Annotated in this window: 15 protein-coding genes; 8 read left to right on the forward strand and 7 right to left on the reverse strand. The window is 36.7% G+C overall.

Translation table 11 applies throughout. From position 1 onward, the window contains the following. Positions 1-14: 14 nt before the first annotated feature. Entirely contained in the window at positions 15-3,194 is a 3,180-nt protein-coding gene (locus EHQ52_RS12900; RefSeq protein ID WP_135615537.1) for a SpoIIE family protein phosphatase, read from the forward strand. A 20-nt stretch (positions 3,195-3,214) separates the two neighbouring features. Here the strand turns inward: EHQ52_RS12900 and EHQ52_RS12905 are convergent, their stop codons facing one another. The 3 genes from EHQ52_RS12905 to EHQ52_RS12915 form a co-directional block, all read right to left on the reverse strand. Continuing rightward, the gene (locus EHQ52_RS12905) at positions 3,215-3,976 is read right to left on the reverse strand and encodes an ABC transporter permease (protein ID WP_135615538.1); all 762 of its coding nucleotides are present in this window, start codon (positions 3,974-3,976) and stop codon (positions 3,215-3,217) included. Continuing rightward, the gene (locus tag EHQ52_RS12910; RefSeq protein ID WP_135615539.1) at positions 3,973-4,908 is read right to left on the reverse strand and encodes an ABC transporter ATP-binding protein; all 936 of its coding nucleotides are present in this window, start codon (positions 4,906-4,908) and stop codon (positions 3,973-3,975) included. The genes EHQ52_RS12905 and EHQ52_RS12910 overlap by 4 nt, the downstream gene beginning before the upstream one ends. Before the next feature lie 173 nt (positions 4,909-5,081). Further along, the gene (locus EHQ52_RS12915) at positions 5,082-5,405 is read right to left on the reverse strand and encodes a DUF2834 domain-containing protein (RefSeq protein ID WP_135615540.1); all 324 of its coding nucleotides are present in this window, start codon (positions 5,403-5,405) and stop codon (positions 5,082-5,084) included. Between the two features lie 153 nt (positions 5,406-5,558). Here EHQ52_RS12915 and EHQ52_RS12920 point away from each other — a divergent pair, with 153 nt between their 5' ends. Next, the gene (locus EHQ52_RS12920; RefSeq protein ID WP_135615541.1) at positions 5,559-6,995 is read left to right on the forward strand and encodes a RecQ family ATP-dependent DNA helicase; all 1,437 of its coding nucleotides are present in this window, start codon (positions 5,559-5,561) and stop codon (positions 6,993-6,995) included. Here EHQ52_RS12920 and EHQ52_RS12925 read toward each other — a convergent pair. Next, complete coding sequence (locus EHQ52_RS12925) at positions 6,992-8,968, reverse strand: sensor histidine kinase (RefSeq protein WP_135615542.1); 1,977 nt, start codon at positions 8,966-8,968, stop codon at positions 6,992-6,994. The two genes, EHQ52_RS12920 and EHQ52_RS12925, sit on opposite strands and share 4 nt — an antisense overlap. Positions 8,969-9,034: 66 nt before the next feature. Continuing rightward, a complete protein-coding gene (locus EHQ52_RS12930; protein WP_135615543.1) occupies positions 9,035-9,976 on the reverse strand; it encodes an LA_2444/LA_4059 family outer membrane protein in 942 nt (313 codons plus the stop codon). A 123-nt stretch (positions 9,977-10,099) separates the two neighbouring features. On the opposite strand from EHQ52_RS12930, the gene EHQ52_RS12935 reads away from it, so the two are divergent. Continuing rightward, on the forward strand, positions 10,100-11,056 hold the full coding sequence (locus EHQ52_RS12935) for an NAD-dependent epimerase/dehydratase family protein (protein WP_135615544.1): 957 nt from the start codon (positions 10,100-10,102) through the stop codon (positions 11,054-11,056). 9 nt (positions 11,057-11,065) lie between these two features. Here the strand turns inward: EHQ52_RS12935 and EHQ52_RS12940 are convergent, their stop codons facing one another. Then, the gene (locus tag EHQ52_RS12940) at positions 11,066-11,410 is read right to left on the reverse strand and encodes an ArsR/SmtB family transcription factor (RefSeq protein ID WP_135615545.1); all 345 of its coding nucleotides are present in this window, start codon (positions 11,408-11,410) and stop codon (positions 11,066-11,068) included. A gap of 164 nt (positions 11,411-11,574) precedes the next feature. On the opposite strand from EHQ52_RS12940, the gene EHQ52_RS20265 reads away from it, so the two are divergent. Next, entirely contained in the window at positions 11,575-11,820 is a 246-nt protein-coding gene (locus EHQ52_RS20265; RefSeq protein ID WP_244244863.1) for a hypothetical protein, read from the forward strand. Next, positions 11,817-12,923 (forward strand): hypothetical protein, encoded by a 1,107-nt coding sequence (locus EHQ52_RS12945; protein WP_244244864.1) that lies wholly within the window; start codon positions 11,817-11,819, stop codon positions 12,921-12,923. Before EHQ52_RS20265 ends, EHQ52_RS12945 begins: the two co-directional genes overlap by 4 nt. 77 nt (positions 12,924-13,000) lie before the next feature. On the opposite strand, the gene EHQ52_RS12950 is transcribed toward EHQ52_RS12945, so the two are convergent. Further along, on the reverse strand, positions 13,001-13,612 hold the full coding sequence (locus EHQ52_RS12950; protein WP_135615546.1) for a beta-class carbonic anhydrase: 612 nt from the start codon (positions 13,610-13,612) through the stop codon (positions 13,001-13,003). Between the two features lie 268 nt (positions 13,613-13,880). Here EHQ52_RS12950 and EHQ52_RS12955 point away from each other — a divergent pair, with 268 nt between their 5' ends. The 3 genes from EHQ52_RS12955 to EHQ52_RS12965 all read left to right on the forward strand — a co-directional run bounded on the left by EHQ52_RS12955 (position 13,881) and on the right by EHQ52_RS12965 (position 17,364). Then, positions 13,881-14,882 (forward strand): hypothetical protein, encoded by a 1,002-nt coding sequence (locus EHQ52_RS12955; protein WP_135615547.1) that lies wholly within the window; start codon positions 13,881-13,883, stop codon positions 14,880-14,882. A gap of 202 nt (positions 14,883-15,084) precedes the next feature. Continuing rightward, entirely contained in the window at positions 15,085-16,245 is a 1,161-nt protein-coding gene (locus EHQ52_RS12960; RefSeq protein WP_135615548.1) for a cytochrome-c peroxidase, read from the forward strand. A 33-nt stretch (positions 16,246-16,278) separates the two neighbouring features. Beyond that, on the forward strand, positions 16,279-17,364 hold the full coding sequence (locus tag EHQ52_RS12965) for a metallophosphoesterase family protein (RefSeq protein WP_135615549.1): 1,086 nt from the start codon (positions 16,279-16,281) through the stop codon (positions 17,362-17,364). Position 17,365: the final 1 nt, after the last annotated feature.

The following is a 17,365-nucleotide window of genomic DNA, read 5'->3' on the forward strand; positions in this document are numbered from 1 at the left end:
TTTATGCTGCCGATATGGATCAGTTCTATTTTAATTTTTACTTTTTTGGTTCTTTGCTCGCCTGCCTTTTTTCCATCTACGTTACCTTCTTCTTTTTAAGTATTAAAGACGGAAGTAAGGCTGCATTTCACTTGGGTCTTTCGACCTTAGCAATGACCATTTTTCACTTAGCTTATATTATAGCATTCATCTCTTTTGATCAATGGACAATCATACATCGATGGCTCGCGATCCCTTCTCCTATGATGGGATTTACTCAGTGTTTTATATTTTTCTTTTATTTTCCAAATCCTAGGAACGTTAAGTTTGGTTTAACTGTTTATTCTATTTTATATGCGGGACTCGCGATCGTTGAGGCGACATTTATCGCAGTGACATTGCAGTCCGATCATCGTTTCAATATTGGAAGTAATTATTGGGATTTCGAGTCTCATAAATTTTATAAAATTTTTTCCATTATAATTTTAATATATAACTTTTCCTTTTTGGCCTCGGCTACTTGGAGAGCCATTGTAGAGAAAGGAAAAGAAAGAAGATGGATCATTTATATCGCGATCGCTTATTCTACGATTACGATCATTCCAGGCATTTTGAATGTGATGAGTAGGGACGGTTCCGTTTCTAGAAAAGTATTCCAACATACTACCGATATTGCACTTGTAGCTGGTCTTTTTCTAGTGTTGATCATTTACGCGAACGCCACCAAGGAAAGGACTACGATCCTGAGTAAGATTGTAGCTGTGACTATGGCAACTTTTCTTTTGGCGTTCCAGTTAGTTGGTTATGCTATATTAAATGGTTATGATACTTCTTTTGATACATTAAAAGTCCAGGCTTCGGAGCTCGCTGCGTTTCAAGGAAAGAAGCCTGAGGGTTTTGCCTATCTGCTTTCTTTTGATACTGAATCTAAAGAATTCATTATGGAAAAAGGGGAGAAGGACTCAAGGTTCGATTCAGAGGATCGTTTAGAGATCAAATTTTTCAATGTGACCCGAAAGCTTACGAATTTGGGAACATTAAATGCAAAGGAAAGATGGGAAAGATCTAAAATGATCCTCGCAGATTCTCCTAAAGAATTTTACGCGTATTCGGAAGGAATAAAGAATTTTTATGAATCAAAAGGTGATGCGAAGGTTTCAGATGCTGAACTTATTGATTTTTTTCGTTTCTTAAATAAAAGACTGAATATTATAAAAAACAAATTTTCCAATCTACCTTCTAAAAATGATCCGACTGCTTTGGCCAAACTTCTGAATTCTGAAGAGATTGGTTTAAAGTCAGTGCTTGAACAAGTCCGTAAAAAAGTAGAAAAGGATATTTCTTCAGGGAAGTCAGAGCTTGAGGTTAGATCTTCGTTTATTCTTCCATTAACTTCTTTAAGAGAAGTGGGGGAAAGGATGTATAGAGGAGCAAAGTTTAATAAGGCGGATGAAAAAACTCCTGAGTTTTATTTAGCATATTTGGTGATCCATCCTCAAAACGAAAAAATTTACGAAGTAGGATTCACTTATAGATCTTTCAGGGAATATTTACATTCTCCTTCTTTGGTATTGGTGATCTGCCTTTTGGTGATGGTCGTTACTATCAGCTTTGGATTTAGATTCTTCTTTCATAATGCAATCGTAAAACCTATGGAAGACGTTGTGGTTGGATTGACCGAAGTTAACTCTGGAAATTTGGAATATAGATTAGTCCCAAGAGTAGAAGATGAAATCGGTTTTATTGCGAGATCTTTTAATAGGATGGCAAGATCTATTCAGGCAGCCAGAAAAAGATTAGAGCAGTATGCTAACGAATTAGAAGAAAAAGTAAAAGATCGAACCAAAGAATTGGAACAAACTTTGAATGAGGTTCAGGAATTAAAACAACAACAGGACGCTGATTATTTTTTAACTTCTCTTTTAATCAAGCCATTAGGTTCGAATAAGGCAAATCAAGAAAATGTAAAGGTCGAATTTCTTTTAAAACAAAAGAAAAGATTCACTTTTAGAAAGCATGAAGATGAGATCGGTGGAGACTTAAATATCTCTAATCATATAGATTTGCAGGGGAGGTCCTATACTGTATTCTTAAATGGGGACGCCATGGGTAAGTCTATGCAGGGTGCAGGAGGTGCATTGGTTCTCGGATCTGTTTTTGAATCCATTGTTGAAAGAACAAGAGTAGTAGACACAATCAAAAAACAATCTCCAGAGAGATGGTTAAAAAACGCATTTATCGAATTACATAAAGTTTTCGAAAGTTTTGACGGGTCTATGCTTGTCTCCTCGGTTATTGGTCTTGTGGATGATGAACTTGGAATATTATATTATATTAATGCAGAACATCCTTGGACGGTTTTGTATCGAGATGGAATAGCAAGTTTTATAGAGAATGAGTTTATGTTCCGGAAACTAGGAACTACTGGTGTGGAAGGGACTATTTTTATTAAAACTTTTCAGTTAGAACCTGGGGATTGTATCTTTGTAGGATCTGACGGTAGGGACGATATTATCCTGGGAATGGATTCTGATGGAGATCGGATTATCAATGATGACGAAAAATTATTCTTAAACTCTGTGGAAAAGGGGAGAGGAGATCTCCAAGAAATATATAATGTGATCCTGAATATTGGTAAATTGAGTGATGACCTTTCACTCATCCGATTATCTTTTGCTGGAAATGGAAGGCATACAATTCAGCATGATGAAAAGAGACAAAGGATCAAAGAATTGCTTAGGAGCGCAAAAGAGACCTTCTTAAATAAAGATACACAAGAAGCGCTCAGTTATTTAGAAGAGGCAGAATCTCTGGATAGCAGAGTCCCAGAGGTGAAAAAGAATTTTATAAAACTATTCTTAAAATTGAAAGATTATCAAAAGGCAGCCAGATACGCGGAAGATTATTTTAAGATGAATCCTATTGATAGCGAGATCTTGTATGTGGCTTCCTTTGCAGCTAGAAAGGCAGGTCAGATCAGAAAGGCTCTGGATTTTAGCGAGCGACTTCGTTTGAGAGAACCTTCTCATATTAAAAATCTAACCAATCTTGCTGAGATCTATATAGCAGTTAAAAATTTTGATAGAGCAGATTCTATATTAAACGAAGCGATCCGTTTGGATCCATCCAACGAATCTGTTTTGAAGGTAGGAGAACTTTTGAAAAAATATTTGGATAGGCTTTCAAATGGAAACGGACAATCTAAAGAACCCTAGATTGTCCGGCCTATGTTTTATTATTTTTTAATATGATATCCTGTCTTGAACATCCAAGCCACAACGCATAGACAAGAAATTAAGAAAAGTGAGATCATAGTTAGACTGATCTCAAGGCTTACATCACCGATCTCATAAAAGCTCCATCTAAATCCGCTGACCAAATATAGGATCGGATTGAATAAAGTTACAGTCTGCCAAAAAGGAGGGAGCATATTTGCAGAATAGAAACTTCCCCCTAAGAAAACCAAAGGAGTGATGACGAGCATTGGGATCACTTGCAACTTTTCGAAATTATCGGCCCAAATACCTATTATAAACCCGAATAGACTGAAAGAAACACAGGTAAGTATCAAAAAGAAGACCATCAAGAATGGATGAGCGATCTTTATTTCTACAAACAAAGAAGCAGTAGCGAGCATGATGGATCCTAAGATCAAAGACTTGGTTGCGGCAGCTCCCACGAAACCGATTACTGCTTCCATGCTAGAGACAGGGGCGGATAAAATTTCGTAGATGGTTCCAGTAAACTTAGGGAAATAGATCCCGAAAGAAGCGTTAGAAATACTTTCGGTCAATAGTGAAAGCATGACGAGTCCTGGCACAATAAATGAGCCGTAAGAAACTCCGTTTACTTCTTGGATCCTGGAGCCTATCGCAGAACCGAAAACGATAAAATACAAAGAAGTAGAAAGAACAGGCGACGCAATACTTTGCATCAATGTTCTTCTTGTTCTTGCCATTTCGAAAAAATAGATGGCTTTGATTGCGTTCAGATTCATTTGGATTCCTTCACTAATTGTACGAAAATTTCTTCCAAACTGCTTTGGGTTGTATTCAAGTCCCTGAATTCAATTCCGGACTTTTTCAATTGTTCTAAGAAGCTTGCGATCCCGGTCTGTTTTTCCTGGCCGTCATAGGTGTATAATAATTGTTTCCCTTCATTCTTTAGTTCTAATTCGTAACCGTTAAAATTATTTGGGATACTTTGGAGAGGGGAAACAAGATCAAGTAGGATCTGTTTTTTTCCAAGCTTATGCATTAGTTCGGTTTTCTTTTCTACAAGGACTAGTTCCCCCTTGTTCATGATACCGACTCTATCTGCGATCTCTTCTGCTTCTTCGATATAATGTGTAGTGAGAATAATGGTAACACCTTTGTCTCTAAGAGCTCTCACTACATTCCACATATCTTTTCTGAGCTCTACATCGACGCCTGCGGTTGGTTCATCTAAAAATAAAACCATTGGTTCATGTGATAATGCTTTTGCGATCAAGACCCTTCTTTTCATTCCGCCAGATAAGGTCATGATCATCTGATCTTTTTTTTCTAAAAGAGAAAGGGACTTTAGAAGTTCATCGATATAATCTTTGTTAGGTGATTTTCCGAATAGGCCCCGGCTGAAATTCGTAGTAGTTAAAACAGATTCAAATGCATGAACAGTAAGCTCTTGCGGGACAAGACCGATCATAGATCTAGTCTTTCTGTAATCTTTGATAATATCGTAACCGCCTACGGACACAGAACCCGAAGTCGGATTGACTATCCCGCAGATGATCGAGATCAGAGTGGTCTTTCCTGCACCATTTGGGCCTAAGAGTGCGATGATCTCTCCTTTTTCAATATCCAAGTTAATGTTTTTTAAAGCTTGGAATCCATTGGAATAGGATTTGGAGAGGTTTTGGATGGAAACAATTGGAGAGTTGGAGTTCATGCGATTCCTTCAAACCGTTCAATAAATTATTCGATTATCCAAAATACAAAACTCAAAGATATTGGCCCACACCAATTTTAGAAGATAGAATGGTTTTGTGGACCAATGGAGATTGGTCGGTTTCCACCAAATGGAAACCGCATGTTGGAATTCCTACAAGTTTAGAAAAAAGATCAGTTACGACCTTGTTTCTCTCTTAAATAAATATAGTATGCAGCTCCTACTGCCACACCAGGAACCACTCCGAGTAGAAGAGCGATCCATCCATTTTTAACTCCTTTTGTTTTTGCTTCGTATACGATCCAAGCAGCGAGAACAAGCCAGGTAAAAATTATATCTAAAGCATAAGCGCTTGAGAATGGATTAACGAATCCCCCTAAAAACGCACCGATCACATCAAAATTTTGTGATAAAGGTGGAAGCACTAAATACAAAAAGCCTGCGGTAAACACAGAGCCAAGGATAATCAGTATATTTCTAAATGTCGAAAGGTTCATTTTATTCTCTTGGTTAAAAATTTAATAACAAAGAGTAAGAATTTTTGTAAAGAAGGCCAGAGAAATTTTACTTTAGGAATAAAAACTCTAGAAAAGATCTTAAAAAACCGGATTGGCAAAAACTGGATCTGATCCAAAAAGGAAATTGTCCAAATGTCCGATCTACAAGAATTAAAAAAAATATTCGGGGTTTCCGAATTCAGGTCTTCTCAAGAAAAAATTATTAGGGATGTTTTAGAAGGGAAAAACTGCCTAGTGATCATGCCTACTGGGATGGGCAAATCTTTATGTTATCAATTGCCCGCATTGGCATTGGAGGAGCTGACAGTCGTAATTTCTCCATTGATTGCACTTATGCAGGATCAAGTGGATAAGCTGAAATCTTTGGGAATAGATGCAGAATTTGTGAACTCTTCCATTTCTAAAGAAGAGCGTAATCTTCGTTATGAAAACTTAAAGAATGGAAAGTATAAAATTCTTTACGTTTCCCCAGAGAGATTTCGTAAATTTCATTTTTTAGAAATTTTTAAGACTAGAAAAGTTTCTTTATTGGTTGTAGATGAGGCACATTGTATCAGCCAATGGGGACATGACTTTAGGCCGGACTATACTAAAATTTCAGAATTCAGAAAGATCCTAAAAAATCCTAGGATCATCGCTTTGACTGCCACAGCGACAAAAGAGATCCAAAAGGATATAATCAAACAGATTGGATTATCTGAATCAGACATTCAGGTTTATAACGAAGGAATTTCTAGACCAAATCTTTATTTAGAAGTTAGGACTTTTGTAGATTCTTCTTCTAAGGCAAAGGAATTGATCTCTTACTTAAAAAATTTGAAAGGTAATACGATTGTATACTTCAACCTGATCAAAAATATAGAAAAGTTTTCAGAACTTTTGGATGTAGAAAAGATCCGGTATAGAATGTATCATGGATTATTATCTCCTGATAAAAGAAGAAAGATACAAAGTGATTTTCTAAATTCGAAAGACACTTTACTTTTAGCTACGAATGCATTCGGAATGGGTGTTGATAAAGCGAATATTCGCACAATCATTCATGCGGAACTACCTTCTTCCTTGGAATCTTATTATCAGGAAATAGGAAGAGCAGGAAGAGATGGTAATCCTTCCGACTGTCTTTTGTTTTATAACCAAGATGACCTAACTGTTCTTATGGATTTTATTGAATGGCAGAACCCTGATGAGAATTTTATGATCCGAGTGCATCGTGTCTTGAAATCTGTGGGAGAAAAACTTTCTTCTCTTGAGTATGAGGAATTGCAGGCCATGGTAGTTCATAAAAATCGGGGAGACCATCGTTTACAGACTGTCCTTAATCTTTTCGAAAGACATGGAGTTACTTCGGGCGATCTGGAAAGAAAGTCTCTTGTTTTACGTGGAGAATTACCTGACGTTCTAACGGATCCGAAAGTTTTAGAAGAAAGAAAAAAAGCCAGCTTGAATCGATTGTATCAGATGCTTATGTATTTAAAGTCTGAGAAATGTAGAAGGGAATTTTTATACGAATATTTTGGAGCAAGTTTCCATACTTGCGAAAATTGTGATATTTGTTCTAAAAATTAAACTCTCGGAATAGAAAATGTAAATTTGCTTCCTTTTTTTTCTTCAGATTCTACTGAAATTTTTCCGTTATATGCTTTTATAATACTATAAACTAAAGGTAGACCTAAGCCTGTTCCAGATTCATTTTTAGTTCCAAGTCGAGTAGATTTGATTTCTGTTAAAAATAAATTCGGGATCATATCTTTAGGCATTCCGATCCCGGTATCTTCCACAAAAAATTCCGGATCATTCTTCTCATTAGAAAATCCTATACTGATCGTATCATCTTCTCTGCAGAATTTTATAGAATTAGAAATTAGATTAATAAATATTTCGGAGAATAAGGTCCTATCTACATTCAACTTCACATCATCCGGGATCCTATTTATGATCTGGATCTTCTTTGCTTCTGCTTGAGGAAGAAGTTTTGCTAGTACTCCTTCGACCTCCGGATATACATAGATCAAACTATTGTCTAAAGGAAATGAGCCTGATTTGAGTCTGTTCAGATCCAAGAGAGTCGCAATCATCTCTAAGGATTGAGAAGAAGTATATTCCGCCCTATCCACCCATTCTAATAAGGATGTATCGTCTAATTGTTCGTAATCATTTCGGATCAAATGTAGGATTCCGATTACTGTTGTAATAGGTGATCTTAAGTCATGAGTCACTAAAGATAAGAATGTATCCTTGAGTGAATTCGCTTCTTCTGCGGTATGTTTTGCTTCTGCTAATTGTCTGGTTCTTTCTATTACTTTTTGTTCCAAAGATTTTTGCAGCTCCTCTAATCTCACGAACGCATTGGAAAATCTAATGGATAACATTACCGTCTGGGAAAATAAGAATGCGAGAAGTCCCCAGCTTGCTAAATACTCCGCCTTTATTATTAAACTTTGGTTTAAAATATCATTTAATGTGGTTATGAAAAGTATAAGAGATCCAACTGCGAATAGAATGGCTCCTTCTCTCCTTCTGAAAATACAAAGAGCAATCATTATAAAAAAGTAAACAGTGCTTATTCCCACGAAAGCTTGGAATATTCGAATATAATTCATATACTCCGCAGAAGGAAGTGCTAAAACCAAAACGAAGAATACGAAGCTAACTCCTATAAATAGATTATTGAAATAATTATGGAATTTTTCGTCTGGAAATACTGCTTTTAAAAAAACAGAAAATAGGGGAAGAGCTAGAACAAATGTTAAAATGTCCAGTTTATGGATGTACACCCAAAAAGAGTCCGGCGTGACTTCGTATATAAATACTGATCCTGTGAAAAATCCTCTAACGCTTAGATCAATGCAGAATAATCCGAACCAAAGTGCCGATTTATCCACTCTTCTCATTAGAAATAGTATCAAATGATAAAGACCCATGAAGAATGTTGCGCCAAAAACCACCCAGCCAAGAGCGATCTGTCTTTTTTTCTCTTCGAATACTGATAATGTATTTCCTAACTTAATGGATTTGCGGAGCCCACCGGTTATATGATAAAAATTTGATATTTGTAATGTGAGTTTTAATTCTTTCGATTCCTCATCTATTAAGACAATTGGATGTTTATAGGAAGGGAGCATTTCTGCTCTTGAATTTCCGATCTTTCCATTTTCGATCAGAAGTTTTCCGTTCAGAAAAAGTTTGTATGCTGTAGAAACATCTCCAATTTGAAAAGATAGATCTTTTACTGGTTTGTCTAAGAGAACTGTAAGTTTGTAAGTTCCGAGACCTTCGCCACCATGGCTTTTACCATTTTTTGTAAATAAATTCCAAGCACCTGGGACAGAAATGAATCCATCTTTTACAAAAGTTTCTGGAGCTATCACTCCATCTGCAAATTCCCAATTACCATCTAAGGCAACTGTAGAGAAACGATCTCTATCCCAATTCCTCAAATCTAAAATTCCATCTTTTGCTTGAGGAGAGTAGATCTCGGTTTTCCCCGAACATCCAAGAAAAACCAAGAGAACTAGTAAATGAAAGATAGATGATCTCATTCTAATCTCTGGTTTCCAGTTTATTCCTCGCCTAAACCCTGTATAGAAAATTGCAGAATGATATTTTTAAAAAAAGACTGAAAACCCTAAAAAGAATCCTCTTAAAATCTCATAGTTCCCTGATCTAGAACCATTACTAATAGAGCTAGAAGAAGGTGAGGAAATATTATAGCTCAGATTCAATTGGTCAAAATGCAAATAACTGAAATAAGAATAAATTTGGTTATATCCCAAATGAAATCTCATATTCTCATTAAATTTATATTGGAGAGAAATTTCTGACTCATAACCTCTAAAAATTCCTCGGGTCCCAGCACTTCCATTTGTAAAAACTAATGTATCTGGAGAGATCATTGGAGTTCTAAAAAATCTGGTTCCTTCCGTATAAAACACATCTAAACTTAGATTCGCAGAAAAATTTTCCATAAATTGATAAGAAGATTGGATGGAAACCTGAGGCCCGTAGGTATAAAAATATTCCTGGAAGGCGCCGTCTAAGATGTATTTGCCGTAGGTGTACTTATTGATATTACGAAGCCCTCCGCCCAAATATAAATTCCAATTTTGAGTTGGAGAAATGATCTTATAAAAATTTGCTTCGAACTCAGATCTTGCTAAAGGAGAATAATAAAATCTTTCTGCAGATAAGGCACCTGAATTGGATCGGATCACATTCGAATTTGGATTTACCAATTCTATTTCGTAATAAGAGATCTCAGCCCTATAATTCTTTTCATAATTTTCATAGCTGAAAACTGCTGGAACCAATACCTTTTGATTTTGCTGCAAATGGTTTGTTTCTATAGAAACATTAGGGTCTGTTTTTTCAGAATAAGAAGTGAAATTATAAGGAATAAAACTATAAGTCTGCCTTTTTAATAATAATTCGAATTTTTGTTTTTTCTTATCGACGATCCCGTTTTTAGGAATTTCTTCCGAAGCTTGTAAACTCGAAATTAAGAATAAATTTAAAAGAATAAAAATGATATATTTTTGTGAAAGATCCATATTCTTCTGCACCTAAAAAGAATAAGTTAGATGATCTTTTTAAAATATAAAAGGTCAACGACTTTCAGATTTTCTAGTATACTTACCAAACTTTCCATTCGAGAATTGGATCTCGGAGATATTATGAATTTATTTATTACCGGAGCTTCCGGATTTGTAGGCGGTGCGATCGCTCGTCATTTAAAAGGAAAACATAAGATAAAGGTATTATCCAGATCTGCAAAAACAGACTCGGTCCTAACTGAACAGGGTTTTGAAATAGTAAGCGGAAGTTTAGAATCTATCACTTCTCAAGATCTTAACGGAATAGATATTGTGATCCATTGCGCAGCATTTGTTGGTCCATGGGGAAGTCTCCAAGATTTTTGGAAAGGAAATGTAGAGGGGACCACTCGTTTATTAGAGGCTTCTCAAAAAGCAGGAGTTAAAAGATTTATACATATGGGAACAGAAGCTGCTCTGTTTCACGGACAAGACATGGTCCAGATAGATGAGACTTATCCATATCCTAAAAAAACTCCTTACTATTATAGCCGCAGCAAAGGAGAGGCAGAAAGAAGAGTGGTCTCAGCAAATCGTTCTGGATTTGAAACGATAGCTCTTAGGCCTAGACTAGTTTGGGGTCCAGGAGATACTTCAGTTCTTCCTGTTCTCAAAAAGATGGTGTCTGAAGGAAAATTCATGTGGCTGGATGGGGGAAGTGCCAAAACTTCTGTGACCTGTATTCCTAATTTGGTGCATGCAACTGAACTTGCTTTAACTAAAGGTGTGCCAGGCCAAATATATTTCATCACTGACGACGAAGATAAAACAGTAAAAACATTTTTAACAGAGATGATGCAAACCCAAGGAATTTCACTTCCTCAAGCTTCTATCCCTTCTTCACTTGCCGGATTTTTGGCGATGATAGTGGAGGGGATCTGGAGAATATTCGGAATTCGTAAAGAACCTCCTATGATGAGATTTCCTGTGGATATTATGGGAAAAGAATGTACTATCCGTATCGATAAGGCTAAAAAAGAATTAGGATATAAACCTGTGGTTAGTATTGCGCAAGGTTTACAGTTAATGAAAGGTTGAGTTTCTGAGTTAGACTTTCATCTCGGAAACTTCTTCTTGCCGGCTTTCTATCTTTGCGCTTTTTAAAATAGTCTCGAGTAGACCTGGAAATTTTTTTTCCAGGTCATCCTTTCGGATGATTGAAAATCTTTGAGTCCCTTCGTATCTAGTAAAAATCATCCCGGCATCTCTCAATTTCCCCATATGGTAGGAGAGATTTGTTTTCGGCGCATAGACAAGAAAGGTGGAACAATTGGATTCACCTTTTTCTGAAAGATCCAATAATATCTTCCTGCGGATCGGATCACTTACCGCTTCGAATATAGAGTTCAATTCTATCTGATCTAAATTGGGATGAGTTGGCTGTTTAGACATCGGAATTTTTTTCCAATACTCCTTATAAAGTTCAATAATATTTGAACAAAAGATTGACAAGCACTTTCTAAGTTTTAAAGTTCAAATATTATTGAACTAATGGGAAAAAGCCTCGATTTGCCTTAATATCTAAAGATTGCGCAAACGGGACAAAGGAGACTCCTATGAGAATACTTAGGTCGATTCAGAAAACCTACCAATATTTGCCGATTCTGCTGTTTTCCTTCTTCTTTATCACTCCTCTTTTCGGAGATGAGGTAAGGCTGAAATCAGGGAAAGTCCTGAAAAATCTGAAATTGGAGAAGGAAGCGGAAGAATATTATATTTTTAGTTTAGAAGATTCTATCCCGGTCCGGATCTCAAAATCTGAGGTCGAAGTATCCAGGCTGAAAACAATACACAAGAATTGAAGGAACAAAAACAGATCCCTTCCAAAAGAAATTATGATCTGGTTTGGACTCAGGCCCTGACAAATGATGTGTTCATCAACGGTAACAGTTTATTCGGAAACGCTTTTGATAGAAGAGCAGGTCTTCCTTATTCAGAAGTCCCTAGATCATTGATCCTGGATACAATGGTGAATATCCCAACACCTGTAGAAGGTTTGCAGCTGATCATCAGAGATTATTCTCCTTTGACCGGAAGAACAAACAGAGATGTGGATGGAGTTTTTCAATCACATCCATATGGACCAGGGGTCGATCTGGATAAGGTTGCAGAAGATCCAAATACAAATAGATTGAGAAAGGAGCCTAACGGACTTAGAGAAGGTCTTGCCACTCTTCTTAATTATAAATGGTCCACAAATCGTTTAGGAGATTGGAATGCAGGTTGGATCTATTACGCGAACAACCAGCCGAGTTTTGCTCTAGGACTTTTCACTTTTGGTTGGGCATTGCCTGTTTTGAAGTATATTCATCCGACCTACACTTATAACGTGAGAGTGACTTCTGAAAGAATTGGAGGCTCAAGTATCGCAGGGGAGAAGGACCTGGAGTCTGGATATCCTACGAATGCATTTAATGGCACAACTTTTCATAGATTCTCAGTATTTCATGAATATGAGATCACTGAAAATTTTAAGATCCAACCAGGGATCGATTTTGGATACCAATACTATAATGATAATATAGATAGAAGGTCCGGATTTAAGAATATAGATTATAAGGTAACTGTAAAGTATTTGGGATTCTCTTTTTCACTCACGGATGTTTATAGACCAAATACCTATATGATAGATAATAATTATTATTATCCAAATAACGTGGGAGGTCAAACAGTAGGGACAGTTCCGGGAGCAACTTGGGTTGGTCCATTAACTGGGAATTCTAATGATGGATTGACTATTGATCCTTCTAAAGGTTATGGACTCGTGAATGATTTTATCTTAAGTTCCATCCAAAATTCAGGATTAGATCCTAATGTAAAGCAGGCTCTCGTAAATAAACACCTGGAGCAAAAGATCCCTCTTCATAGTATTATCTGGTCTTTTGGATATTCTATCAGGATCTAAAATAAACACCGGAAGAGAATATTAGAAATTTATGATCTGATTCTTCTTCCGGTGTTCTTTTCGAATGGTTAAACAAATTATAAAGCTCTGCCTATTTTGGTAGCTTCTTCTACTTCTACAAGTTTTCCAGTTTTCACATCGTAGAAATATCCATAAACAGGAATATCCTTAGGGATCAAAGGATGGTTTCTGATCCTTTTTACATCATCTACCACACTTTTTTCTAGACTTTCAAATGTAAGAAAGGAGATAAACCTAGCTTCATCCGAGCCTCCAGATTCTTCTTTATTCTTCCATCCGCTGGAATCCACAGTTGCTGTTTTTAAACTTTTTTCCAAAAGGTTGCGAATAATCTGATCAGTGAATAAAGCCATTCCACAATCAGAATGATGGATTACGAAAAATTCTTTCGTGCCCAAAAGTTTGTGGGAGATGATAAGAGATCGGATCGCATCGTCACTCGCTCTTCCTCCAGCGTTTCGTATAACGTGCGCATCTCCTTCCGAAAGACCCGCGTACTTAGCCGGATCCAAACGTGCGTCCATGCAGGTCAGGATGGTAAAACTTCTGGCAGGGGGAAGAGCCAATTCTCCCTTTTTACCGAACTCAGAAACATATTTCTGGTTCGCTTCTATGACTTCTTGATGCACTTTGCTGGTTTCTTTTTGCAATGTAGTTGAGTTTGACATGGTGGATATTGTATCCGTAATAGCAGATATTGCTTTTGATTTTAGCAGAGATGGGAGAAAAAAGGCCTTAGATTGTTTAATCAGTTAGGGAGAAGGTCAGTATTTTATACTAAAAGATCGATGGGTTTAAAAACCGCAGGTTGGAGTTCCTACTTGGAGAGAAGGAGTTCCAACTAAACAGGAAATAAATTTCCAGAAAATATAAGATAAACCATGTCTGAATGATCGGCTGCCTTGGTATAGATTTCAGGATGGAAGTTCCAAATCTATGATCAAAAAAATATTCTGCCTAATATTCTTATCCATACTCGTACTGAATTGTTCAAGCTTTCAGAAAATTTTTAAGAAAGATCGCGATGATTTTCTATTTTCTTCCCGTTATAAAGAAACTCAGGTGTTTTTCATCCAAGCAGGTAAGGATTCTCAAATAAAAGGAGAAGAGGGAACTATTATACATTTTCCTCTTGGTTCTCTTCTTGGAGAAAATGGGAGACCATTAGTGGGAGAAGTTCGAGTAGAACTTTCAGAATATTATTCAAATGCAGATATTTTGCTTTCTGGTTTAACCACTACAAGCGGAGAAAAATCGATCGAGACCAAGGGAATGATACGCTTAGAAGTATATTCATCCGAAGGACAGAAAGCAAAGGTTAATAAAGGAAATCCTGTCCGTGTAGAATTTAAAAATCCTATGGAACCGGGTTATGAGATTTTCTATGGGAAGAAGAAAGAAGACGGAAGTTTGGATTGGACGAATGACAGTCTCAGTTGGAAATCCGATCTTTCTTTTGCTCCTGCTAAGACAAAAGCACAAGCAGCAATGCCTTCTTCTTATGGAAGAGAAGAGTCAATTTCTGTAACACAAGGGGCAGGAGTTGCAATTTATAATTTCAATTGGATCAATTGTGATCGATTTCTGAAATTTGCACCGATCATTCCGCTTCATTTGAATGTTTTGGAAGAAGAGTTATTAAAAAGGAATTACGAGGACAGACCAGTCTTTTTACTGATATTTAAAGATATCAGTTCTATTATGCCTACATATATAGAATCGAGCAAAAGAGTTTTATATTTTCCTAATTTACCTCCAGGAAAAAAAGCAACTGTGATCGGATGGAGAAAGTCCGGTGAGACTAGATGGCTTTATTGGAAAAAAGATGTAGTGATTGGCGAAGAAGATAATCTAAATCCTGAATGGACTTCTTATACCACAAAACAATTGGCTAAACTTTTAAAAGAGATAAAGCCTGAGGTGCAGGAAAATAAATAAGAATACTGCAAGTATGTTTAGCCTTTTGTTCTAAAACATACTTTAAATAAAACGAATGTTTTAGCTTATTTATAAATTTTGAAACTTACTCTCAAATTGAAGGATAAAAAAATTCTAATAATCTAACTTTTTTCTGCCTCCAGGCCTTGACCGATTTTAATTCTAGAACTATTCTAAGCGAAAATTTTGTCGGCGATGTGGAATGAAAGTAACGCTGTTTTCACGAATCGATTCCAAGTTTTTAGGATGTATATTTCTTATATTCGTTTTTTATTGTATAGGTTGTGATTCTCAAAAGAAAAAAGACACTGACCTAACGGAGCTTACCTATATTCCGAGCGGAATTTTAGGATTACCAGACTTACCTGTCCCTAAGAATAATCCTCAATCAAACGACAAAGTGTCGTTAGGCGCTAAATTATATTCTGATAAACGATTTAGTGCAGATGGAACTGTGTCCTGCGCCACATGTCATAAGCCTGAACAAGCATTTGTAGATAAACTGAAGGTATCTAAAGGTATTAAAAATCTTACTGGAACCAGGAATGCTCCTACAGTATTAAATGCAGTTTATTATAAGACACAATTCTGGGATGGAAGAAGAAATGATTTAGAAAGTCAGTCTAAAGATCCTCTTTTGAATCCAGTAGAGCATGGCTTATCAAGTCATGATGATCTTATAAAGATCGTAAAATCAGATCATGATTACACTTCTAAGTTTAAAGTAGTATTTGGGATCGATCCAGATTCTATTAAGATAGACCACGTCGCATTAGCAATCGCGTCCTTCGAAAGAACAATCATCTCCGGAAATTCTCCTTTTGATCGTTATAGATTTGGAAAAGAAGAGAAAGCTTTATCTGAATCTGCGATCCGAGGTTTGAATTTGTATATGGGTAAGGCTAGATGCCAAGATTGCCATACGATAGGAGAAACATACGCAATCTTTATTGATGATAAATTCCATAATTTGGGAGTGGGTTTTAAAAGGATCCAACCTAAATTAGAAGAGATCCTTCAGAAAAAAGCAGAATCCAAAAATACTCCTACTTCTGACGAAGAAATACTTACGAATTTAGAATCTTCTGAGCTGGGAAGATTTGCTGTTACCGGAATCAGTGAAGACCTCGGAGCATTTAAAACTCCGGGGCTTAGAAACATCGCATTAACTTCTCCTTATATGCATGACGGAAGTTTAACAAGCCTAGAACAAGTCATTGATCTGTACGATAGAGGCGGAGAAACGAATCCTTTCTTAAGTAGCGGTATTCGTCCTTTGGGACTGAGCGGCCAAGAGAAAGCAGACCTTGTATCTTTTTTAAAATCCTTAACGAGTCCGGTATTGCCTAACATGCCGAAATGAATGGATCGGAAATATTCCGATGGGAGGAAAGTTATGGAAGAGAGTAACCTAAGCAGGAAGGATTTTTTGCGCGGAATGGGAGGTTTACTCGCCGCGAGTATTGTTCCAATGAGTTTGGTTGAGATTGCCTGTGGAGGAAGAGGAAAGGGCACTCATGAAAAATTTACTTTTGCCTTTATATCTGATCCTCACCTAACACATATTAAAGGAACAAATTTCGTTCGTAATTTTGACACTGGTCTGAATAAAGCAATCGAAACCGTAAACTTAATGTTCCCAAGGCCTGACTTTGTAGTATTCGGAGGAGATCTTGCACAATTAGGAAAAAGAGAAGAATTGGATCATGGTATGGAGCTTCTCTCTAAGTTGAAAGTTCCAGTCAAGTATGTGATCGGAGAACATGATTATTACTTGGATATGGGAAATTATTGGCAGGATAAGATCAGCAAACTCAATTATTCGTTCGATCATAAGGGAGTTCATTTTGTAGTCTTGAATAGTATTCTTACATATGATACCTGGATCAAACGTTGGACAACTCCTGAAGAAAGAATGAATGAAATGGCCCGTTTGGATAATCCGAATGGCTCTCCATTTATGGTGGGCGATGATCAGATCGCCTGGTTGAAAAAAGATCTGGAGAATATTAACAGTGGAACTCCATTAGTAGTTCTTTCTCATTCTCCATTATATAAAATTTATAAACCTTGGAATTTTTGGACTGACGATGCTGAGAAGATCCAATCCGTCCTAAGTAAATTTGATAATGTAACAGTCTTCCATGGGCATGTACATCAAGTTTTGTACAACCAGATCAAGAATATAAGTTTCTATGCCTTGATGTCTACTGCTTGGCCATGGCCTTATCCTGAAAGTTATACTCAATCACCGCATTATATTCCTAAGATGACAGTTTTCATGAATCGTCAAGATCCATTCCATGAGAGAGATGGAACTGGTTGGGCATTCGTGAATATGGATAATGCAAGAGAGGAAATGCATTATAAACTTTGGGAGAATAAGGACCGGATCGTAAGATACGACGAATCCGCAGGGCATCCGGTAGATTCAACTTACCAAAAGCCTGAATCTAGAATTCTTCCTCAAACTCATTATTAGG

The organism is Leptospira koniambonensis, assembly GCF_004769555.1.
Classification (GTDB): Bacteria; Spirochaetota; Leptospiria; order Leptospirales; family Leptospiraceae; genus Leptospira_B; species Leptospira_B koniambonensis.